Annotated in this window: 23 protein-coding genes; 20 read left to right on the forward strand and 3 right to left on the reverse strand. The window is 37.5% G+C overall.

What is annotated here, in order from left to right; genetic code table 11:
• Positions 1-16: 16 nt before the first annotated feature.
• Entirely contained in the window at positions 17-205 is a 189-nt protein-coding gene (locus OXT66_RS04145) for a PspC domain-containing protein (protein WP_268595977.1), read from the reverse strand.
• Positions 206-325: 120 nt separating this feature from the next.
• On the opposite strand from OXT66_RS04145, the gene OXT66_RS04150 reads away from it, so the two are divergent.
• Genes OXT66_RS04150 through OXT66_RS04160 form a run of 3 tightly spaced genes read left to right on the forward strand, consistent with a single transcriptional unit; the run spans position 326 to position 2,289 of the window.
• Entirely contained in the window at positions 326-571 is a 246-nt protein-coding gene (locus tag OXT66_RS04150) for a hypothetical protein (RefSeq protein WP_268595979.1), read from the forward strand.
• Between the two features lie 47 nt (positions 572-618).
• The gene (locus OXT66_RS04155; protein ID WP_268595982.1) at positions 619-1,788 is read left to right on the forward strand and encodes a hydroxymethylglutaryl-CoA synthase; all 1,170 of its coding nucleotides are present in this window, start codon (positions 619-621) and stop codon (positions 1,786-1,788) included.
• Positions 1,789-1,848: 60 nt separating this feature from the next.
• Positions 1,849-2,289 carry a nucleoside 2-deoxyribosyltransferase gene (locus OXT66_RS04160; RefSeq protein ID WP_268595984.1) on the forward strand — a complete coding sequence of 147 codons (441 nt, stop codon included), beginning with the start codon at positions 1,849-1,851 and terminating at the stop codon, positions 2,287-2,289.
• Positions 2,290-2,323: 34 nt separating this feature from the next.
• Here the strand turns inward: OXT66_RS04160 and lexA are convergent, their stop codons facing one another.
• Positions 2,324-2,953, reverse strand: coding sequence for a transcriptional repressor LexA (gene lexA / locus OXT66_RS04165; protein WP_268595987.1), 630 nt, complete (start codon positions 2,951-2,953; stop codon positions 2,324-2,326).
• A 200-nt stretch (positions 2,954-3,153) separates the two neighbouring features.
• Here lexA and OXT66_RS04170 point away from each other — a divergent pair, with 200 nt between their 5' ends.
• Together OXT66_RS04170 and OXT66_RS04175 are read left to right on the forward strand one after the other, a co-directional pair.
• Positions 3,154-3,387, forward strand: coding sequence for a DUF896 domain-containing protein (locus tag OXT66_RS04170; RefSeq protein ID WP_404819905.1), 234 nt, complete (start codon positions 3,154-3,156; stop codon positions 3,385-3,387).
• A gap of 75 nt (positions 3,388-3,462) precedes the next feature.
• Positions 3,463-3,690 (forward strand): YneF family protein, encoded by a 228-nt coding sequence (locus OXT66_RS04175; RefSeq protein WP_054668907.1) that lies wholly within the window; start codon positions 3,463-3,465, stop codon positions 3,688-3,690.
• 24 nt (positions 3,691-3,714) lie between these two features.
• Here the strand turns inward: OXT66_RS04175 and OXT66_RS04180 are convergent, their stop codons facing one another.
• On the reverse strand, positions 3,715-4,341 hold the full coding sequence (locus tag OXT66_RS04180; protein ID WP_268595990.1) for a lysophospholipid acyltransferase family protein: 627 nt from the start codon (positions 4,339-4,341) through the stop codon (positions 3,715-3,717).
• A 92-nt stretch (positions 4,342-4,433) separates the two neighbouring features.
• Between OXT66_RS04180 and OXT66_RS04185 the strand changes: the two genes are divergently transcribed.
• The 15 genes from OXT66_RS04185 to nusA all read left to right on the forward strand — a co-directional run bounded on the left by OXT66_RS04185 (position 4,434) and on the right by nusA (position 21,116).
• A complete protein-coding gene (locus OXT66_RS04185) occupies positions 4,434-5,171 on the forward strand; it encodes a tRNA1(Val) (adenine(37)-N6)-methyltransferase (protein WP_268595992.1) in 738 nt (245 codons plus the stop codon).
• Positions 5,158-5,454 carry a GIY-YIG nuclease family protein gene (locus tag OXT66_RS04190; protein ID WP_268595994.1) on the forward strand — a complete coding sequence of 99 codons (297 nt, stop codon included), beginning with the start codon at positions 5,158-5,160 and terminating at the stop codon, positions 5,452-5,454. Before OXT66_RS04185 ends, OXT66_RS04190 begins: the two co-directional genes overlap by 14 nt.
• Before the next feature lie 35 nt (positions 5,455-5,489).
• Positions 5,490-6,491, forward strand: coding sequence for a D-2-hydroxyacid dehydrogenase (locus OXT66_RS04195; protein ID WP_268595996.1), 1,002 nt, complete (start codon positions 5,490-5,492; stop codon positions 6,489-6,491).
• A 147-nt stretch (positions 6,492-6,638) separates the two neighbouring features.
• Positions 6,639-7,424: a 30S ribosomal protein S2 gene (rpsB, locus tag OXT66_RS04200; protein WP_268596487.1), complete on the forward strand. Its 786-nt coding sequence runs from the start codon at positions 6,639-6,641 to the stop codon at positions 7,422-7,424.
• Between the two features lie 84 nt (positions 7,425-7,508).
• Entirely contained in the window at positions 7,509-8,387 is an 879-nt protein-coding gene (gene tsf / locus OXT66_RS04205) for a translation elongation factor Ts (protein WP_268595999.1), read from the forward strand.
• 129 nt (positions 8,388-8,516) lie between these two features.
• On the forward strand, positions 8,517-9,239 hold the full coding sequence (gene pyrH, locus OXT66_RS04210) for a UMP kinase (RefSeq protein WP_268596000.1): 723 nt from the start codon (positions 8,517-8,519) through the stop codon (positions 9,237-9,239).
• Position 9,240: 1 nt separating this feature from the next.
• On the forward strand, positions 9,241-9,804 hold the full coding sequence (gene frr / locus OXT66_RS04215; protein ID WP_268596002.1) for a ribosome recycling factor: 564 nt from the start codon (positions 9,241-9,243) through the stop codon (positions 9,802-9,804).
• A 23-nt stretch (positions 9,805-9,827) separates the two neighbouring features.
• On the forward strand, positions 9,828-10,265 hold the full coding sequence (locus OXT66_RS04220; RefSeq protein WP_268596003.1) for a hypothetical protein: 438 nt from the start codon (positions 9,828-9,830) through the stop codon (positions 10,263-10,265).
• Positions 10,266-10,332: 67 nt separating this feature from the next.
• Positions 10,333-11,103: an isoprenyl transferase gene (locus tag OXT66_RS04225; RefSeq protein WP_268596005.1), complete on the forward strand. Its 771-nt coding sequence runs from the start codon at positions 10,333-10,335 to the stop codon at positions 11,101-11,103.
• Between the two features lie 9 nt (positions 11,104-11,112).
• The gene (locus OXT66_RS04230) at positions 11,113-11,901 is read left to right on the forward strand and encodes a phosphatidate cytidylyltransferase (RefSeq protein ID WP_268596008.1); all 789 of its coding nucleotides are present in this window, start codon (positions 11,113-11,115) and stop codon (positions 11,899-11,901) included.
• A 25-nt stretch (positions 11,902-11,926) separates the two neighbouring features.
• Positions 11,927-13,201, forward strand: coding sequence for an RIP metalloprotease RseP (gene rseP, locus OXT66_RS04235; protein ID WP_268596010.1), 1,275 nt, complete (start codon positions 11,927-11,929; stop codon positions 13,199-13,201).
• Positions 13,202-13,221: 20 nt separating this feature from the next.
• Positions 13,222-14,931 (forward strand): proline--tRNA ligase, encoded by a 1,710-nt coding sequence (locus OXT66_RS04240; protein WP_268596012.1) that lies wholly within the window; start codon positions 13,222-13,224, stop codon positions 14,929-14,931.
• 98 nt (positions 14,932-15,029) lie between these two features.
• Complete coding sequence (locus tag OXT66_RS04245) at positions 15,030-19,340, forward strand: PolC-type DNA polymerase III (protein WP_419146378.1); 4,311 nt, start codon at positions 15,030-15,032, stop codon at positions 19,338-19,340.
• Positions 19,341-19,452: 112 nt separating this feature from the next.
• The gene (gene rimP / locus OXT66_RS04250) at positions 19,453-19,923 is read left to right on the forward strand and encodes a ribosome maturation factor RimP (RefSeq protein WP_268596016.1); all 471 of its coding nucleotides are present in this window, start codon (positions 19,453-19,455) and stop codon (positions 19,921-19,923) included.
• A gap of 20 nt (positions 19,924-19,943) precedes the next feature.
• Positions 19,944-21,116 (forward strand): transcription termination factor NusA, encoded by a 1,173-nt coding sequence (gene nusA / locus OXT66_RS04255; protein WP_268596017.1) that lies wholly within the window; start codon positions 19,944-19,946, stop codon positions 21,114-21,116.
• Positions 21,117-21,122: the final 6 nt, after the last annotated feature.

Below are 21,122 nucleotides of genomic sequence, written 5' to 3' on the forward strand. Positions count from 1 at the left end.
AAAAGCAATCTACAGATTAATCAACTGGATCTTCCATTAGAATCCAGAGCACCAAATAGGCGATAATCCCTGGAAATAGGGGAGTAATTGCTAATAAAACAAATAAAATCCGCATTAAATTAGTATTCCAGTCAAAATGTTCACTGAGACCAGCAATTACGCCTGCGATAACTTTATTATTAGAACGATGAATATGAATTTTCATGTTATCACCTCTTTCTTATCAGTAGTCTATTAATAAATGTCTAAAATTTCAAACAAAAAGTTTCTTTTTTGGCAGAATAAAGCTAAAATATAATAGTAATTTTGGTAGGAGAATAATAATATGATAACTTTAAGTTTAAATGGTCAATTAGGTAATCAACAAGTCAGTTTATCCAATGGTAGCGAAGGACAATTATCTGGTGTCCGTATTTTTGGTGGTGTCCCTGGTCAAGTTCAAACTGTGCAATGGACCTTTATTCCCGGAGCTCCAGAATTAGAGGGCTTCGTATTTGCGGGTTCATTTACTGAAGGACAAGTAATTAAGTCAATTACTGGTCTAAATACGTATAAGATTCATTTTATTTAGGATTACATAGACTGCTTGATGCGGTCTTTTTCTTTTAGGAGGTTATTATGAAGGTAGGAATTGATAAATTAGGTTTTTATACCCCAGAAACCTATGTTGATATGACTGAACTAGCCAATGCTAGAGGTGAGGAACCTGCTAAATACTTAGTGGGAATTGGTCAGCAAAAACAAGCAATTGCCCCAGTAACTCAAGACGTAGTTACGATGGCTGCTAATGCGGCCACCCAAATTTTAACTCCTGCGGATAAACAAGCTATTAAAATGGTATTGTTTGGAACTGAAAGCGGCGTTGATAATTCAAAATCAACGGCCGTTTATCTTCAAACTCTCTTAAATTTATCTGCTGACGTGCGGGCCGTAGAAATTAAACAGGCTTGTTATGGAGCTACGGCCGGAGTGCAAATGGCTTGCGATTATATTAGAAGTCATCCAACTGCTAGTGTATTGGTTATTGGAGCTGATATTGCTCGTTATGGGTTGAATACTCCTGGAGAGGTCACTCAAGGTGCCGGGGCAGTAGCGATGTTAATTAAAGCTAATCCAGACTTAATTGAAATAGAATCGGAGAGCGTTTTTCATTCTGCTGACGTTATGGATTTCTGGCGGCCACTTTATAGATCAGAAGCATTAGTGGATGGTCACTACTCTAATAATGTTTATATTGATTTCTTCAATCAAACTTGGCAAGAATTTCAAAAGCGAACAAAGACTACCATTAATGATTTTGATGCCTTTTTATTTCACTTGCCATATACCAAAATGGGACTAAAGGCTTTGCGGACAATTGTTGCTGATGATCAACATTCTCAAGATTTACTTACGGAATTTGAAGCTGCTAAGAAATTTAATGCAGAAGTGGGCAATATCTATACTGGATCGTTGTATTTGAGTTTAATTTCTTGGTTAGTTAATTCTAAAACGATCACTCCGGGTAAGCATGTAGGTTTCTTTAGCTTTGGTTCTGGTGCTCAAGGAGAATTTTTTGCTGGTAAAGTGGGACCGTTAAAGCATCTAGAAAGTTTAACAAACCAAGTAACTACCTCACTTAATCAACGCCAACAAGTAAACATTAAGGAATATGAAAGTATGTTTATGGACCGTAAACCTTTTGATCCGAAAGACTATCTCTTTGATACTTCTGCTGAAAAAGCACAGTTTTACTTAAAAGGTCAGCAAAATAATCAATTAATATATGTAGATACGAAAAATAAGTAAATACGCTCTTGAAATGTTCGCATTTTTTGTTAAAATTAAGAAAAAACGGAGAGTGACAACATGAAAAATATTTATCTAGCTGCACCATTTTTTAGTGACGAACAAAATGAACGAGTAACTAGAGTAGAAGAGGCTTTAGCAGCTAATAAAACGGTCGGTGAAGTGTTTAGCCCTCGTAAAAATCAACTAGAGCAATTTGAGATGGGAACCAAAAAGTGGGCTCAAGAAATTTTTAAGCATGACACTTCTAAGATTGATTGGTGTGATGTAGTGGTTGCGGTTGTTGATTTTGATGACGATGATGTGGATAGTGGGACTGCATTTGAAATTGGTTATGCATACAGCACAAATAAACCACTCGTTATTTTCCATGAAAAAGACACAATTTTAAACTTAATGGTTTCAGAAAGCTTAGTGGCGCACTTGACTAGTGATAATCAATTAAAGGATTATGATTTCGAAACACTTCCTCAAATTCCATACGAAGGAAAAGTTATTTAAATAAAAAAGAGTTAACATTTTAGTTAACTCTTTTTTATTCGATATCATTACGATAAAGACCGACCACTTTTCCTAAAACTGAAACTTGAGTTAATATGATAGGAGCCATGGTATCATTTTCTGGTTGAAGACGGTAATGGTCACTTTCTCGGTAGAATCGTTTGCAAGTTGCTTCATTTTCATCTGTCATTGCAATTATGATTTCGCCGTTATCTGCAGTATTTTGCTTTCTAACAATGACGTAGTCACCATTTAAAATGCCAGCATTAATCATACTTTCTCCTCGAATCTGTAGCATGAATAGAGGTTGATCAGAGTTTCCCATATCAGGAGGTAATGGGAAATAATCGGTAGCTTCTTCTACAGCCAAAATAGGTTCACCGGCTGTTACTGTACCTAAGACCGGAATTTGCTTTTGTTCTGGTTCTACCCCCAGTTCTTCTAATCCAGCGGCAGTAACCTCTAATGCTCTTGGCTTGGAAGGGTCTTTAACTAAAAATCCTTTTTTTTCTAACCGGGATATGTGCCCGTGAACAGTTGAAGTAGAAGATAAATTCACTGCTTCGCCAATTTCACGAACGGTTGGCGGATAACCATGCTCGTTAACCTTTTCCCAGATGTAATGCAAAATTTGAATTTGCTTATTTTTTGGTGAATCCGTCATATTACTTACCTCAGTTTAATCGTTTGAATAATCACATTCTAGCATAGTTAAGCTAGCAATTCAAACAAATGTTCGGTTATTTTCTTAGCGTGTTTGCTAACAAACTGGTATAATGATTGAGATAAAAAATTCGATAGGGGGCATTTTTAATGGCTGAAGATAAAAAAGAAAACAAATTAGACCAAATCGAAGATGAGGTAATGAAACAAATCGTTCCGCGAATTAACGAATTGGCTAAAAAGGCTAAGGCTGAAGGCTTAACGGAATTAGAAAAAGTGGAACAAAAGGATTTACGGGACAAATACGTTAAGAGATTCCGGGAAAACTTCAAGTCACAAATTGAAATGATGAAAATTTACGATAAAGAAGGCAAAGAAGTTACTTCTGATAAAGTAAAGGATATCCAACGAGAAAAAGGGCTTCGTGACGATTAAATTTCAGATTCCTGCTTTTAATTTAGCTCGCTCTTGTGTAGAATTAAAGGGTGAGATTATAAAGGAGGACTGAACTTGGCTACTTGGGTTTGGATTTTACTTATTGTATTAGCTTTGGTATTGGGACTTGTTGGTGGCTTCTATGGCGCACGTCGTTACATGGAAAACTACATCAAGGATAACCCACCAATTAGTGAAGACCAATTGCGACAAATGATGATGCAAATGGGACAAAAACCTTCACAAAAGAAGATTAATCAAATGATGCACAGCATGAAAAATCAAAGTCGTAATCAAAAATAAAAAACCTGCCTTTGGGCAGGTTTTCTATTTTTTCTTGGAAACATCTACGTATTTAAAATCCGGATTAATTGATTTATCTAGTTCATCAAATGCGGTTTGCATCTGTGCGTCGATTTTGGCCTGGGCTTCGGCAGTCAGTTTAGTTTTGCGATCAATATAAATTGGTTCGCCAAAGTCTACAGTTACCGGTTTTCTACTAAAAAGACGCTTGAAAGTTAGTGGGCCTTGATAGACAGTTGGAACAAGTGGTAAACCAGTTAGTTGAGCAATTAGTAGTGCGCCGCCTTTTAATTCTGAAGAGTGTCTGGTACCTGAAGGGAAAATAATTAATGATAAATCGGTTTTCTTCAAAATTTTAACGGGAGTTTTAATTGCTGAGGGTCCTGGATTACTGCGGTCAACTGCAAAGGCATTGACGTGTAGTAAGATCCATTTGATAATGGGATTTTGAAATAGTTCTTTTTTAGCCATAAAACTAAATTTTTTCGGACTGGCTGCCAAAGCGTAATAAATTGGGTCAAACCAAGTTCGATGAGGACCTACAAGAATATAATTTCCTTTGGGGAGCCGTTCCTTGTGCAGGTAATGCGCATTACCGTTAATTAAAAACAGTAAAAAACGAACGACAACTCTTAAAAATGAATATACCAATGTTACTCTCCTTGATTATAAAGATACTAGGTTAATAGTACGTACAATCAAACTAATTAGCAAGTTAAAATGTTTTGAAAAGAGGATTCAAGATGCTTAAAGATGGTGAAAGAATTGATCAGCTCTACAGTCAAAATGTACAAATTATTCAAAGTGCAGACGTCTTTTCTTTTTCTTTAGATGCAGTTTTATTAGCCAATTTTGCTAGAATCGGTAAACGAGACCGTAGAGTCGTAGACTTATGTGCTGGCAACGGTGCAGTTGGGCTATTTTTAACTGCCAAAACACAGGCTCAAATTACAATGATAGAAATTCAACCTAAATTAGCAGATATGGCACAAAGAAGCGTGAAATTAAACCAGTTAGCTGATCAAGTAACCGTAATTAATGCTGATTTAAAAGATAGTTTTAACTATCTAAGAAAGGATTCTGTGGATGTTATCACGGTTAATCCCCCTTATTTTGTTAATTATAATGACAGTCACAAAAATCCTAATCCTCATTTGGCTTTGGCTAGACATGAATTAGCTACTAACTTGGAATCAGTGGTTAAGACTAGTTCTGGGTTACTCAAAATGAATGCTAAATTCTTTTGTGTTTTTCGACCAGACCGGTTAACAGATTTATTAGTGACGATGCGAGCTAATCGAATTGAACCTAAACGAATTCAATTTGTTCGTTCACATATCGGAGACAATGCCAACATGGTACTAGTGGAAGGTATTAAGGATGGTAAGCTAAACGGAGTGAACGTTATTGCCGACCTTATTGTATATGATGGTGACCAATATTCTAAATCGGTAAAGAAGATGTTGTATGGTGAACAATAATTACTATATGTATGTTATTGAATGTCAAGATGGTTCCTTATATACAGGATACAGTACCGATGTTATTCGTAGATTTAAGCAACACGTTAACGGTAAAGGGGCTAAGTATACTAGGGCTCATAAGCCTAAGCAACTTCTTTTTTATGAACAATTTGATAATCAACATGATGCTTTACATGCAGAAGCTGAATTTAAGAAAAAAAGTAGAAGTCAAAAGTTTGCATATATAAACTCGAATACATCTAAATTACCTCTTATTGAGGGAGGAAAAATGGTACAATAATTTTATAGAACTGACAATAATGGGAGGTTGCACTAATGAAAATTGTTGCTTATGGAATTCGTGACGATGAACGACCATTTTTAGATCAATGGAGTAAAGAAAATCCAGATGTGGAAGTGGTAGGCAAAAGTGAATTATTAGATGACCAAACTGTTGTAGACGCTAAGGGCGCAGATGGAATTGTAGTGTATCAACAAAAACCATATACAACTAGTGTGATTAACAAACTAGGTGAATACGGAATTAAATTTATGTCACTTAGAAATGTCGGAATTGATAATATTGATTGGCAAGCTATTAAAAACAATAATATTCAAGTTACTAATGTGCCTGCCTATTCACCAGAGGCAATTGGAGAGTACACCGTAACTACGTTGATGATGTTATTACGCCATGCTCGTCAATTTATGCGCAAAGAGTCCCAAGGTAATTTCAATTGGGCTCCAGACATTGCTGATGAATTGAATCAAATGACAGTTGGGGTTTATGCAACTGGTAAGATTGGGCGAGCAGCCATTAATATTTATAAAGGATTCGGTGCTAAAGTGATTGCTTACGATATTTATCGCAATCCTGAACTAGACGCAGAAGGCATTTATGTCGATACACCCGAAGAGCTGTATGCACAAAGTGACGTTATTTCTCTTCATGCACCTGCAACTGCTGAAAATGAACACATGTTAGACGATAAGGCCTTTGCTAGTATGAAGGATGGCGTTTGGATTTTGAATCCGGCTCGGGGAACTTTAATTGATACAGATGCTTTAATCCGTGCCTTGGATAGTGGCAAAGTAGCTGGTGCTGGTTTAGATGTTTATGAAGATGAAGTAGGTATCTTCAATAATGAATTTAGTAGCTTTGATGCTATTCCAGATGAACGGCTTAAGAATTTGATGAAACGTGAAAATGTAATCGTTACCCCTCATATTGCCTTTTACACTAAAAAAGCAGTTAAAAACATGGTTTACTACGCCATGGATGCCAATAAAGATCTTTTTGAAACTGGTAAGTCTGATAAATTAGTACAGGTTGATTAACTAAACAAAGCTTGCTATCTAAGAAATAATTCGGTATAATTTTAAGAGTATTTTAAATACACACCCGTAATGATGATAATTAAGTGCCGATTGGTATGATTGTCAGTTGAATTACGGGGAGGAAAAAACTAAATGGAGGCTATTACAATGGCTGTTATTTCTATGAAACAATTATTGGAAGCCGGGGTACACTTCGGTCACCAAACTCGTCGCTGGAATCCTAAGATGAAGCAATACATCTTTACTGAAAGAAATGGTATTTACATTATCGATCTTCAAAAGACTGTTAAGCTCATCGATTCAGCTTACAACTTCATGAAGGATGAATCTGCAAAGGGTGCTGTTATCTTATTCGTTGGTACTAAGAAGCAAGCTCAAGATTCAATCGCTGAAGAAGCTACTCGTGCAGGTCAATACTACGTTAACCATCGTTGGTTAGGTGGTACTTTGACTAACTGGAATACCATCCAATCACGTGTTCAACGTCTTAAAGACCTTAAGGCAATGGAAAACGATGGTACTTTTGAACGTTTGCCTAAGAAAGAAGTTTCACTTCTTATCAAGCAACGTGAAAAACTTGAACGTTTCTTAGGTGGTATTGAAGATATGCCACGGATCCCAGATGTATTATTCATCGTTGATCCTCGTAAGGAACAAATCGCAGTTCACGAAGCTCAAAAACTTAACATTCCTATCGTAGCTATGGTTGATACTAACACTGACCCAGACCAAATTGACGTTGTTATTCCTTCAAATGATGACGCTATCCGGGCCGTTCGTTTGATCACTTCTAAGATGGCTGACGCTATCATCGAAGGTCACCAAGGCGAAGACGATGTAAACGAAGAAGTTTTTGTTGAAAAAGTTTCTGACGGAAACGAATCAATCGAAGAAATCGTTGACGTTGTTGAAAACGATAACGACGCAAAATAATTAATAATTAACAAGGCTGACTAGTCGCTCCGGACCTTACTGGCCTAGTGACGGTCAGCTTTTATTTTTAGGAGGGTTTTAAACATGGCAAGTATTTCTGCTTCTCAAGTTAAAGAATTACGTGAAAAAACTGGTGTTGGTATGATGGACGCCAAAAAGGCTTTAGTTGCCGCTGACGGTGACTTTGAAAAAGCAACTGAAATTCTTCGTGAAAAGGGTGCTGCTAAAGCTGCTAAGAAGAACGATAAAGTTGCTGCTAATGGTTTGGCACGAATTGCCGTTCACGACAACGACGCTGCTATTACTGAAATTAACTCAGAAACCGACTTTGTTTCAACTAACGACACTTTTAAAGACTTAGTTGATATGGTTACTGATGTGATTGCAATTAAGAAACCTAACTCAATGGAAGGCGCTATGGCGCTTCCAACTGATAAGGGCACTATTCATGATGCAATTGTTGAAACTACTCAAGTGACTGGTGAAAAAGTTAGCTTGCGTCGTTTCCAAGTCGTTACTAAAGAAGACGATGAAGTATTTGGAACATACCTTCACAATGGTGGTTTGATCGGTGCTTTAACTGTCTTAAAAGGTGTAGATGATAGTGTAGCAAAACAAGTTGCAATGCACGTTGCTGCTACTAATCCACAATTCTTAAACCGTAATGACGTTCCTGCTGAACGTTTGGCTCAAGAAAAAGAAGAATTAACTAAGGAAGCTTTAAACGAAGGCAAGCCTGAAAAAATCGTTGAAAAAATGGTTGAAGGCCGTTTGAACAAATTCTTGGCGGACATTTGCTTAGAAGATCAACCATTCGTTATGGATCCAGACCAAACTGTTGCTCAATATGTAGCATCTAAGGGTGGTTCAATCACTAGCTTCGTTCGTTACGAAGTTGGTGAAGGTATCGAAGTTGAACAAAAGAGCTTTGAAGATGAAGTTCGTGAACAAATGAACGGTTAATATACTTTTTAAATATGAGCCATGGAAAGATTATTCTTTTCATGGCTTTTTATTTGACCAGATTTATTGTTGTGAATGTAGTTATTATGCTAAAATTGAATGTAACGATTAACCATAGGAGGCATTTTGATGTCTGAAGTAAAATACAAACGTATCGTCTTAAAATTGAGTGGAGAAGCCCTTGCAGGTGACAACGGCTTTGGAATTAATCCACCAGTGATTAAAACAGTAGCAGAAGAAATTAAAGCTATCTATGAAATGGGAATTCAAATCGGCATCGTTGTTGGTGGCGGAAACATGTGGCGTGGTGAAGCCGGTGCTGAGATGGGAATGGAACGAGCTCAAGCAGATTATATCGGCATGCTTGGAACCATTATGAATGGGTTAGCTCTACAAGATAACCTAGAATCCATTGGGGTACCAACCCGAGTACAAACTTCAATTGAAATGCGCCAAATTGCAGAACCATACATTCGTAGAAAAGCCGTTCGGCATTTGGAAAAAGGACGGGTAGTAATTTTTGCAGGTGGGACTGGTAATCCATACTTCTCAACTGATACTACTGCTGCATTACGAGCAGCCGAAATCGATGCTGATGCCATTTTGATGGCTAAAAATGGGGTAGATGGTATTTACTCTGCTGATCCTAGAACTAATAAAGATGCAGTTAAATTTGACTCTTTAACTTATATGGATATTTTAAATAAGGGACTCAAGGTAATGGACTCTACTGCTAGTTCATTGTCCATGGATAATGATATTCCGTTGGTTGTCTTTAACTTAAACGAGCCAGGTAATATTAAAAAGGTTATCAGTGGTGACAATATCGGCACAACTGTGAAGGAGAAATAAAATGGCAGATGTAGATACAATTTTAAATGATGCAAAAACTAAAATGAAAAAAGCTGAAGAAGTTTTAGGACGGGAATTAGGTGGTATTCGTGCGGGACATGCTAATGCTAGTCTGCTAAACCGCGTAATGGTAGATTACTACGATGTGCCTACACCGTTAAATCAAATTGCTGCCATTTCTATTCCAGAAGCGCGAGTAATTATGGTAACCCCATATGATAAATCAGCCTTGGAAGGTATTGAAAAGGGAATCTACGAAGCTGATTTGGGAATTAGTCCTGCAAATGATGGTACAGCGATTCGTTTAGTGGTTCCACAATTAACTGAGGAACGCCGTAAAGAAATTGCTAAACAAGTTAAAGCAACTGGTGAAAAGAGCAAAGTGGCGGTTAGAAATGTTCGCCGTGAAGCCATGGATTCCTTGAAAAAAGGTAATAAGGCTGACGAAATTACCGATGATCAACTGCATAACTATGAAGACAAAGTTCAAAAGATCACTGATGAAGCTATTAAAAAAGTAGATTCAATGGTGGCAGACAAAGAAAAAGAAGTTATTAGCGGCTAAGGTTAAGAAAGAGGGAAATAATAATGGCAGACGAAAATAATGAGATTGAAGTAATTCCTGGCTCACCTGAATTTGAACAAATGTTGTTTAAAATTAATGGTGAAGTGAATGATGATAATTTAACCGTCTTTAATTTTGGTGGTAACCAACTGCAAGAGGTCCAACCCGATATGTACGCAATGCCCGCATATATTGAAGATGATTTCAACTTATTCTTTATCGTTGCACCCCTAGTTGAAAACGACTGGGTAATTGCCTTTTCAACTGCTGAAATTGAAAATGGTAATAAAATTACCGATCTGTCTGAACCAATGACTACTGGTGAAGGTTTAAATTCAATGGGTGAAGTAAGTCCAGAATCAGCTAATCAATTATTGCAATATTTCAATACTTTGGTGGATGCCAAACGTGGGGAATGGCGGATGATTGAAAAAAACCAGAATCCAAACACTGAAGAATAGCGATAAAGGATGAGTTAGACCTCATCCTTTATTTTTGAAATGAGAAAATGGATAAGGGGACGATTAGATGGTCTTTAATACCAAAAAAACGCAGATTGAGCGATTAGATCCAGACAATATTCCCAATCACGTTGCAATTATTATGGATGGTAACGGTCGATGGGCGAAGCGCCGCCATTTACCACGAATTGCTGGTCATAAAAAAGGAATGGATACCGTTAAAACAATTACCATTGCTGCCAGCAAGCTAGGGGTCAAAGTACTAACCCTATACGCTTTTTCCACTGAAAATTGGAAACGACCTACAGATGAGGTTAATTATCTGATGAGTTTACCAACTACCTTTTTTAGTAATTTTGTACCGGACTTGATTAAAAACAACGTTTCGGTAAAGGTGATGGGGTATGTTGATCAGTTACCGCCTGCAACTCAAAAAGCAGTTAGAGATGCTGTGGAACAAACTAAAGATTGTACCGGCATGGTACTTAACTTTGCATTAAATTACGGTTCTAGAGCAGAAATAACAACTGCAGTTAAAGAAATTGCCCAAGAGGTTGCAACAGGCAATTTAGCTGCTACAGAAATTAATGATCAAACTATAGATCAACACTTAATGACTAATTTTTTAGGTGACTTAGCAGACCCAGATGTTTTAATTCGTTCTAGTGGTGAAGAACGAATTTCTAATTTTTTGCTATGGCAAATTGCATACAGTGAATTAATTTTTACCGATACGTATTGGCCTGATTTCACGGCTGAACTTTTTGCCAACTTAATAATTGAATATCAGGGACGGCACCGTAGATTTGGTGGCCTAGATCCCGATAAAAAGGAGTAGGTGAAAAAAGTGAAACAAAGAGTTATTACTGCTGTAGTAGCATTAATTATCTTTATTCCGATTAGTTTAGCAGGTGGGATCTGGATTGACATTGCTGCTGCTGTTTTAGGAATTGTGGCTATTTCTGAAATATTGGTGATGAAAAAGAAACTATTGGTTTCTCCGGAAGCTATTATTTCATATATTGGGGTGTTGAGTGTTATTGCTCCGGAAAGCTGGATCAATGAATTACCAGCAAATATTAGTCAATTTTTCTTGTTTTATTTGTTAATTATCTTGTTACTGTTATACACGGTATTTTCTAAAAACCGGTTTTCTTTTGATGATGCTGGAGTTTTAACTTTAGGCATGATATACATTGGAATTGGTTTTCACTACTTTTTAACTGCTAGACACGTGGGACTAACGGTTTTACTTTATGCTTTATTTATTGTTTGGACTACGGATAGTGGTGCCTATATTTTTGGTAGAATGTTTGGTAAACATAAGTTGGCCCCGCATGTTAGTCCCAATAAAACTTGGGAAGGATCTATTTACGGTTCTTTATTTGGAACCATTATCTGCAGCATTTGGGCTTGGTTCTTTCCAATTCCAGGGTTCAGTGGTATTCTGATTGTCTTAGTAACGTTATGCTTATCAGTTGTTGGTCAATTTGGTGATTTAGTTGAATCGTCATTGAAACGTTATTATGGAGTTAAAGATTCTGGTAAGATTTTGCCAGGACATGGCGGAATCCTAGATAGATTTGATAGTTTATTGTTCGTATTACCAATTCTTCATTTGTTGGGAATTATTTAAAAAGTAGTTGGGAGGAATTACATCCTTGATAACAACGATAATTGTATTCATCATCGTCTTCGGGATATTAGTAGTATTTCATGAATTTGGTCATTATATAATGGCTAAACGGTCGGGAATCTTAGTACGAGAATTTTCAATTGGGATGGGGCCTAAGGTATTTTATTATCGCAAAAATGAAACTACCTTTACTTTGCGATTATTACCAATTGGTGGTTACGTCCGTATGGCCGGTAGTGCCGATGATGAAGACGAAGAAATTAAGCCAGGGACACCGGCAACTTTACAACTTGATGATAACAATCGAGTTTCGTCTATTAATATCAGTAACAAAACTTCTTTATTCCAAGGGATTCCATTAACCATCACTAATTCTGATCTGGAAGAGGATTTATGGATTGAAGGCTATGAAAATGGTGATGAATCTGAAGTTAAACGCTTTAATGTTGATCATGATGCTACCATTGTCGAAAGTGATGGAGTAGAAGTTCAGATTGCCCCCAAAGACGTGCAATTTCAGTCAGCTTCATTAAAGAACAGAATGCTAACCAATTTTGCTGGGGTGTTTAATAACTTTTTATTGGCGATCATCGTTTATACCATTCTAGGATTTGTCCAAGGTGGTGTGATTACTAACACTAACAAAATTGACGTAATGAGCCATGATTCAGTTGCTAAAGATGCTGGCATTAAATCTGGTGACAGAATTATTGCAGTGGAAGGTCATAAAACTAATGATTGGCAATCGGTTGCGACTCAAATTCAAACTCGTCCAGGCAAAAAAACTGATATCACCATTAGTCGAAACGGAAAAACTAAGCAAATTGAACTAACTCCAAAAAAACAAACTACTAATGGTAAGTCAGTAGGTGTTATTGGAGTTACTCAGCAGCTAGATCATAGTTTTAAAGCCAAAATTTTATCAGGCTTTACTCAATCATGGTCGATGACTAAACAACTCTTTACAGCCATAGTATCCATGTTCACCGGTCATTTTAGTTTAAATGATTTAGGTGGCCCAGTTGCGATTTTTGCAACTACCTCACAAGCAACTAAATTAGGAATAACGGGAATATTGAGCTTCTTAGGATTCTTATCACTTAACTTAGGAATTGTTAATTTAATTCCAATCCCAGGATTAGATGGTGGCAAACTAGTGCTAAATATCATTGAGGCTATTAGACGAAAACCAGTTTCAGAAAAAACTGAAACAGTGATTACTCTTATTGGCTTTGCCTTTTTGATGATTTTGATGATTTTAGTTACCTGGAATGATATTCAACGCTATTTCTTGCATTAAAAAATAGGGAGATAAACAGAATGAAGCAATCAATTATATTCAGTCCAACGCTTAAAGAAGATCCAAGTGGTGCTGAAGTCTTAAGTCACAAACTCTTATTAAGAGCTGGTTATATTCGCCAAATTTCAGCCGGAATGTATGCTTATTTACCATTAGCATACCGTGTGCTGGCTAAAATTGAGGCTATTATTAGAGAAGAAATGGTAAGCACTGGTGCTCAAGAAATGTTAATGCCTGATGTTTTACCAGCTGAATTATGGCAACGTTCTGGCCGTTATGATACATACGGTCCAGAATTATTTAAATTTAAAAATCGACATGAAACTGACTTTATTTTAGGACCTACTCATGAAGAAACTTTTGCTGATTTAATTAAAGACTCTATTAAGTCTTATAAACAATTACCATTTTCACTTTACCAAATTCAAAGCAAGTATCGAGACGAAGATCGTCCTCGTTATGGTCTGTTAAGAAGTCGCGAATTCATTATGAAGGATGCCTACTCTTTTTCAATTAATGAAGAAGATTTAGATACTATTTTTAACTCTATGGAAAAAGCTTATGTTAATGTTTTTGACCGTATTGGCCTTAAATATCGAGTGATCATTGGTGATGGTGGAGCCATGGGGGGATCTGATTCTAAAGAATTTTCTGCTCCAGCTGCTATTGGTGAAGATACAATTGTATATTCTGATCAAAGTGACTATTCTGCTAACTTAGAAATGGCAACTAGCTTAGACACTACTGAAGAATCTTCTAAGGAAATACTACCCTTAGAAAAAATTGAAACTCCAGGTGCTAAAACAATTGAAAAAGTGGCCGAATTTTTAAATATCGATCCATTAACTACTATTAAATCCATGCTATATATCGCCGATGAAAAACCAGTTTTAGTGTTGGTTCGTGGCGATGATATGGTTAACGAAGTTAAGGTCAAAAATTTGTTAAAAGCTGATTTCTTTGAACCAGCTACGCCGGATGACGCCGTTAAGTACATGGGAGCTGGTTTTGGCTCACTTGGCCCGGTTGGAGTTTCTGACGAAGTAACTATTTTGGCTGATAATAAAGCTGCTAAGGTAGTGAATGCTGTTGCCGGTGCTGATGAAGATGGCTATCATTATATTAACGTGAATATTGATCGAGACTACCAACCAAGCCAAATTGCAGACTTAGTTATGGTTAAAGAAGGTCAACCTTCTCCTGATGGTAAGGGAATTCTTAAATTTACTCGTGGAATTGAAATTGGTCATATCTTTAAGTTGGGAACTCGTTATTCTGATAGTCTAGGAGCTACCGTTTTGGATGAAAATGGTCGTTCTAAACCAGTTATCATGGGCTCTTATGGTATTGGTGTGAGTCGATTGTTATCTGCTGTTTCAGAACAGCAGGCTGATGAAAATGGGTTGGTTTGGCCTAAAGCCATTGCTCCGTTTACGGTTCACGTAATCCCAGTTAATGCCAAGAATGAAGAACAAATGCAAATTGCTGATCAACTTGAAAATACTTTAGGTCAAGCTGGTTTAGAAGTATTAGTTGATGATCGTAAAGAACGAGCAGGTGTTAAATTTGCTGACTCGGACTTAATTGGAATTCCAGTCCGAGTTACGGTTGGTAAGAAGGCTGGAGAAGGTATCGTTGAAATTAAGGTTAGAAAAACTGGTGAAAGTCAAGAAGTCCCAGTTGCTGACGTTTTAGACACGGTTAATACTTTATTAGCTTCAATTGATTAATTGCAAATTTTTGAAAATGTTTTAAGATAATATGAGAAACCAAAAAACTGGGAACTTCCCAGTTTTTTTTAATCACACGGGAGGAAAATCACTTGGGATTGAATCAACATGAACTGTTTAATAAACTACTAGAACAGTTAAATTGGACCGAAATGAATTCTAATTCGGTATTTAACGATGCCCAAATTGAAAAAATTGAAGTTCACCAGCAAAGTCAAATTTGGAGTTTTCATATTAACGTTGAAAATATTTTACCGTTTGATGTTTTTACTGAATTTTATGCTCGTTTGAAAGCAGCTTTTCAAGAAATTGCTCACGTGGATCTTAAAATTAAGGCTACCAATACTGAATTTAATGAACCTTTGATGCAAGAATATTGGCAGTGGGCGGTTATGAATAGTGGGGTTACTTCTCCATTAATTCAAGAGCTTTGCGGTGGCAATAAATTACCTGTCTTGAATGATAAGCGGGTTGAATTTTTAGCCGAAAATGAAGTAGTTAAAAATTTTCTAACTACTCAGGCCTTGGGCCCAATTGAAGAAGCGTATCAAAGTGTTGGTTTTCCCAACTTTGCTATTCATACTTTTGTTGATGAATCTGCTTCTCAACAAAAAATTGAAGCCTTACAAAAAATGCGCGCAGATCAAGAAGCGTTTTTTGCTAAGCAAGCTAATGAAGAAAAAAAACAGTCCGATAATGGCTCCAAACAAGCTAAACCGTCTATTGGCAAGTTAGTAATTGGTCGTAAAATTGATCCCAAGGCCCCAGTAATACAAATGGCTAACATCGTGGACGAAGAAAATTCAGTGATTGTTTCGGGATATGTCTTTGATAAAGAAGTTCGGTCATTACGATCTGGACGAAAGTTATTGATGCTAAAAGTGACGGACTACACCTCATCTTTTCAGGTGAAAAAGTTTTCTGGTAAGGATGACGAAGCCTTGTTTGACCAGGTGAACCCTGGTGATTGGATTAAGGTTCGTGGGAACGTAGCTGAAGATAATTATTCACACGAGCTTACCTTAAACGCTAACGATATTAATGGTATTGCTCATGCTAACCGGCAAGATACAGCTGAAAACAAACGGGTAGAGCTACATCTACACACCCAAATGAGTCAGATGGATGCCACTAATAACATCGCAGATTTTGTGAAACAGGCGAAAAGTTGGGGACATTCTGCAATCGCCATTACCGATCATAGTGGGGTCCAAGGCTTTCCCGATGCCTTTCACGCTGCCGAGAAAAACGACATCAAAATGATTTACGGCGTGGAAGCTAATTTAGTCGATGATGGAGTACCGATTGCGTATAACGATGCCCATGAAGATCTTAAAAATGCTGAATACGTTGTTTTTGATGTGGAAACCACTGGGCTATCGGCTATTTATGACCGGGTGATTGAATTATCAGCAGTTAAAATGCAAAATAATAACGTAATTGATCAGTTTGAAGAGTTTATTGATCCAGGTTTTCCACTGTCAGAACAAACCACTAACTTAACGTCGATTACCAATGAGATGGTGCATGGCTCTAAGAGTGAAGAAGAAGTTTTTAAGTTGTTTCGCGAATTTTGTGGTGATGATATTATTGTTGGCCATAACGTTACTTTTGACGTGGGCTTTATGAACACCGGTTATTTACGGTATTCTATGCCCGAAATTGCCAATCCAATTATCGATACGCTTACGTTGGCAAGGTTCTTATATCCTAATTTAAAGGGTTACCGACTTAATACGCTGGCTAAGAAATTTGATATTAATCTGGAACACCATCACCGGGCCATTTATGATGCTGAAACTACGGGTCATTTAAACTACTTGTTTTTAAAAGATGCAGAAGACCGGTATGGTATTGAATTTCATGACCAGTTAAATGGTCATATGAATGATAATGATGCATACAAACACGCCAGACCTTCTCATGCTATTTTGTTAGCGCAAACGCAAGAAGGTTTGAAAAACATGTTTAAACTAGTTTCTTTATCTAATGTGGAATACTTTTACCGGGTTCCCAGAATCCCTAGAAGCGCATTAGAAAAATATCGTGAAGGAATACTAGTTGGTTCTGCCTGCTCTAACGGAGAAGTTTTTACCGCTATGATGCAAAAAGGGAAAGATGAAGCCAAAAGTAAGGCTCAACTTTATGATTATTTAGAAATTCAACCCACGGCGGCTTACAAGCCGTTAATTGATTCCGAAATGATTAAAGGGCAAGAAAACCTAGAAGAAATTTTGACTAATATGGTGGAGTTAGGAGCAGAGTTGGATAAACCAGTGGTAGCCACCGGCGACGTCCATTATCTTGATGCTCACGATTATATTTACCGGAAAGTTCTAATTAATTCTCAGGGAGGCGCTAATCCCTTAAACCGGCAAACTTTTCCAGATCTTCATTTCTTGACTACTGATGAAATGCTCAGTGATTTGGCATTTTTGGGTGAAGAAAAAGCAGAAGAAGTGGTAGTCACTAATTCTAATTTAATTGCCGATCGAATCGATGAAATTCATCCGTTAAAAGATAAACTCTATACTCCAAGAATGGATGGGGCGGAAGATGAAATTCAACGGCGGACAATGGATACCGCTCACGAAATGTATGGTGAAACTTTACCTGAGATTGTAGATCAACGATTAGAAAAAGAATTAAAAAGTATTATTGGAAACGGGTTCTCAGTAATTTATTTGATTGCTCAGAGGCTGGTTGCTAAAAGTAATAAGGATGGTTATTTGGTAGGTTCTCGGGGGTCAGTTGGTTCAAGTTTGGTGGCCACATTAACTGGAATTACGGAAGTTAACCCGTTACCACCACATTACCGTTGTCCTAACTGTCAGTATTCAGAATTCTTTACTAAGGGTGAATACAGTTCTGGCTACGATTTACCAGTCAAAGAATGCCCTAACTGTGGTACGACAATGATTGGTGACGGTCATGATATTCCGTTTGAAACGTTCTTAGGTTTTACTGGTAACAAGGTTCCTGATATTGATTTGAATTTCTCGGGAGATTACCAACCGATTGCCCATAACTATACTAAGGTGTTGTTTGGTGAAAAAAATGTATTTCGGGCGGGAACTATTGGTACCGTGGCGGATAAAACGGCTTATGGGTACGTTAAGGCCTATGAACGAGATAAAGGTCAAGTGTACCGACAGGCTGAAGAAGATCGGTTAGCTAAGGGTGCCACTGGAGTTAAACGAACTACCGGTCAACATCCAGCCGGAATTATTGTTGTGCCGGATTACATGGATATCTATGATTTCACCCCGATTCAATATCCTGCTGATGACCGTTCGGCTGCTTGGCAAACTACACATTTTGATTTCCATTCGATTCATGATAATATTTTAAAAATTGATATCCTGGGACATGATGATCCCACGATGATTCGGATGCTTCAAGATTTATCCGGAATAGATCCTAAAACCATTCCAATGAATGATCCAGGGGTGATGTCCCTTTTTTCTAGTCCAGAAATTTTAGGGGTGAATGAAGAACAGATTCAATCCAAAACGGGAACTTTAGGAGTACCGGAATTTGGAACGCGGTTTGTACGGGGGATGCTAGAAGAAACTCATCCCAAGAACTATTCCGAATTGCTACAAATATCCGGACTTTCTCACGGAACCGATGTATGGTTGGGAAATGCGGAAGAATTAATCAAAAACGGTACCGCTACAATTGCCAACGTAATTGGATGTCGGGATAACATCATGACCGACTTGATTCATTGGGGACTAGATTCTGAAATTGCTTTTCAAGTTATGGAACACGTGCGAAAAGGTAAAGGGATTCCTGATGAATGGCAGGATAAAATGCGAGAAGCGGACGTTCCAGATTGGTACATTGAATCTTGTCTGAAGATTAATTACATGTTCCCTAGGGCGCATGCCGCCGCATATATTTTGATGGCTTTACGAATTGCTTACTTTAAAGTTTATTTCCCATTGGTTTATTATGCAGCTTACTTCTCTGTCCGGGCAGACGATTTCGATATCGTTTCAATGTGCCGGGGCAAAGATGGCATCAAAAAAGCCATGAAAGAAATTAACGATAAGGGCATGGAAGCCTCTACCAAGGAAAAGAATTTATTAACCGTCTTGGAACTAGCTAATGAAATGACCGAACGCGGTTATGAATTTAAGATGGTAGATTTAGAAAAGTCTGATTCTAGTGAATGGTTAATTGACGGCAATTCTTTAATTGCACCTTTTGATTCCGTTCCGGGATTAGGATTAAACGTAGCTAAACAAATTGTGGCTGCTAGAGAAGATCGTCCATTCTTATCTAAGGAAGATTTGGCTAAACGGGGAAAAGTTTCTAAGACCTTGATTGATTTTATGACCGATAACGGAGTTTTAGCTGGGTTACCAGATGAAAATCAACTTAGTCTATTTGATATGATGTAACTAAGATTTGTAGTTATGCAGTAGGTGTGTTATAGTTAATCCATTGAATAACTCGAAAGGAGTGAGCAGAAATGCTCGCTCTTTTTAATGGAAAAAATTAGGAGGCGCTTGATTGAGTGAAGTAGTCGAAACAGTCAAAGGGGTGGTTGAACCAATTTTGGCTGAACATTCCTTTTATCTTTACGATATTGAATTTGTTAAAGAACAAAAGAGCTGGTATTTGCGAATTTATATTGACAAACCCGGGGGAATCACTATCGATGATTGTGTATTAGTTAGTGATGAGGTCAGTGAAAAATTAGATGAAATGGATCCTGATCCAATCCCACAAGCGTATTACTTGGATGTTTCTTCCCCTGGTGCGGAAAGAACTTTACGTAATGAAAAAGATTTAAATGACGTGTTAGGAAGTTACATTCACGTTTCTCTTTACAAAAACCTAGAGGGACAAAAGGTATTTGAGGGTGACTTAACTGAAGTTAACTCCGACACTTTAGTATTAGACAATGTTGCAGGTCGTAAGACCGTAATTGAAATTCCACGTGATCAAATTGCAAAAGCACGTTTGGCGATTAAATTCTAGTTTTTAAAGGAGAATGGAAAATGAGTAAAGAACTTTTAGGGGCATTAAGTTCCCTTGAAGAGGAAAAAGGGATTAAAAAAGAGATCATTATTGAAGCGTTAGAAGCAGCATTAGTATCTGCTTACAAACGTAATTATGGTCAAGCCCAAAATGTTGATGTTACCTTTGATGAAAAAAACGGTGACCTTCACGTGTACGCCGTTAAAAAGGTAGTAGAGGAAGTTTTGGATCCCCAACTAGAAATCAGCCTATCCGATGCATTACAAATTAATCGTGGATATGAACTAGGTGACGACATTAAATTTGAAGTTACCCCTAAAAACTTTGGTCGAATTGCTGCTCAAACCGCTAAACAAGTGATTATGCAACGGGTTCGTGAAGCTGAACGAGAAATCGTGTTTGACCAATACAGCAAGTACCAAGATGAATTGGTAACTGGTGAAGTTGAACGCCAAGATACTCGTTTTGTCTATGTTGATTTAGGTAATGTGGAAGCCGTAATGGGCGCTAAAGATCAAATGCCTAACGAAACTTACCGAGCCCAAGATAAGATCAAAGTTTATGTGACTAAGGTAGAAAATGCTAGCAAAGGACCTCAAGTTTTTGTTAGTCGGACAGCTCCAGGAATGCTTAAGCGGTTGTTTGAACAAGAAGTTCCGGAAGTTTATGATGGAACTGTGGAAATTGTATCCATTGCTAGAGAAGCCGGTGATCGAGCTAAGGTAGCAGTTCGTTCTAATAATAGTGACATTGATCCTGTAGGTACCACCGTTGGTCCACGGGGACAACGGGTCCAAACCATTGTTAATGAATTACATGGTGAAAACATGGACATCGTTGAATGGAATGATGACAATGCTAAGTATATTGCTAACGCATTGAATCCTGCTGAAGTGGTTGATGTTATCTTTGATAAGGAAAATGATCGGGCATGTACCGTGATTGTTCCAGATTATCAACTATCCTTGGCAATTGGTAAACGAGGTCAAAATGCTCGTTTAGCAGCTCGGTTGACTGGCTTTAAGATTGATATTAAATCTGAATCTGAAGCACAAGAGTTATTCAATGAAACTAACGATCAACAAGTAAACAACAGCGTGGATGTCGAAGCTGATGATGGTTTGGACGATGCCCACTACGTTGAAGAACTAGATGCTGATCAACAAGCTGCAGATTTTGAACAAGATAATTAATATTAG

It is taken from the genome of Lentilactobacillus senioris, assembly GCF_026798195.1.
GTDB lineage: Bacteria > Bacillota > Bacilli > Lactobacillales > Lactobacillaceae > Lentilactobacillus > Lentilactobacillus senioris_A.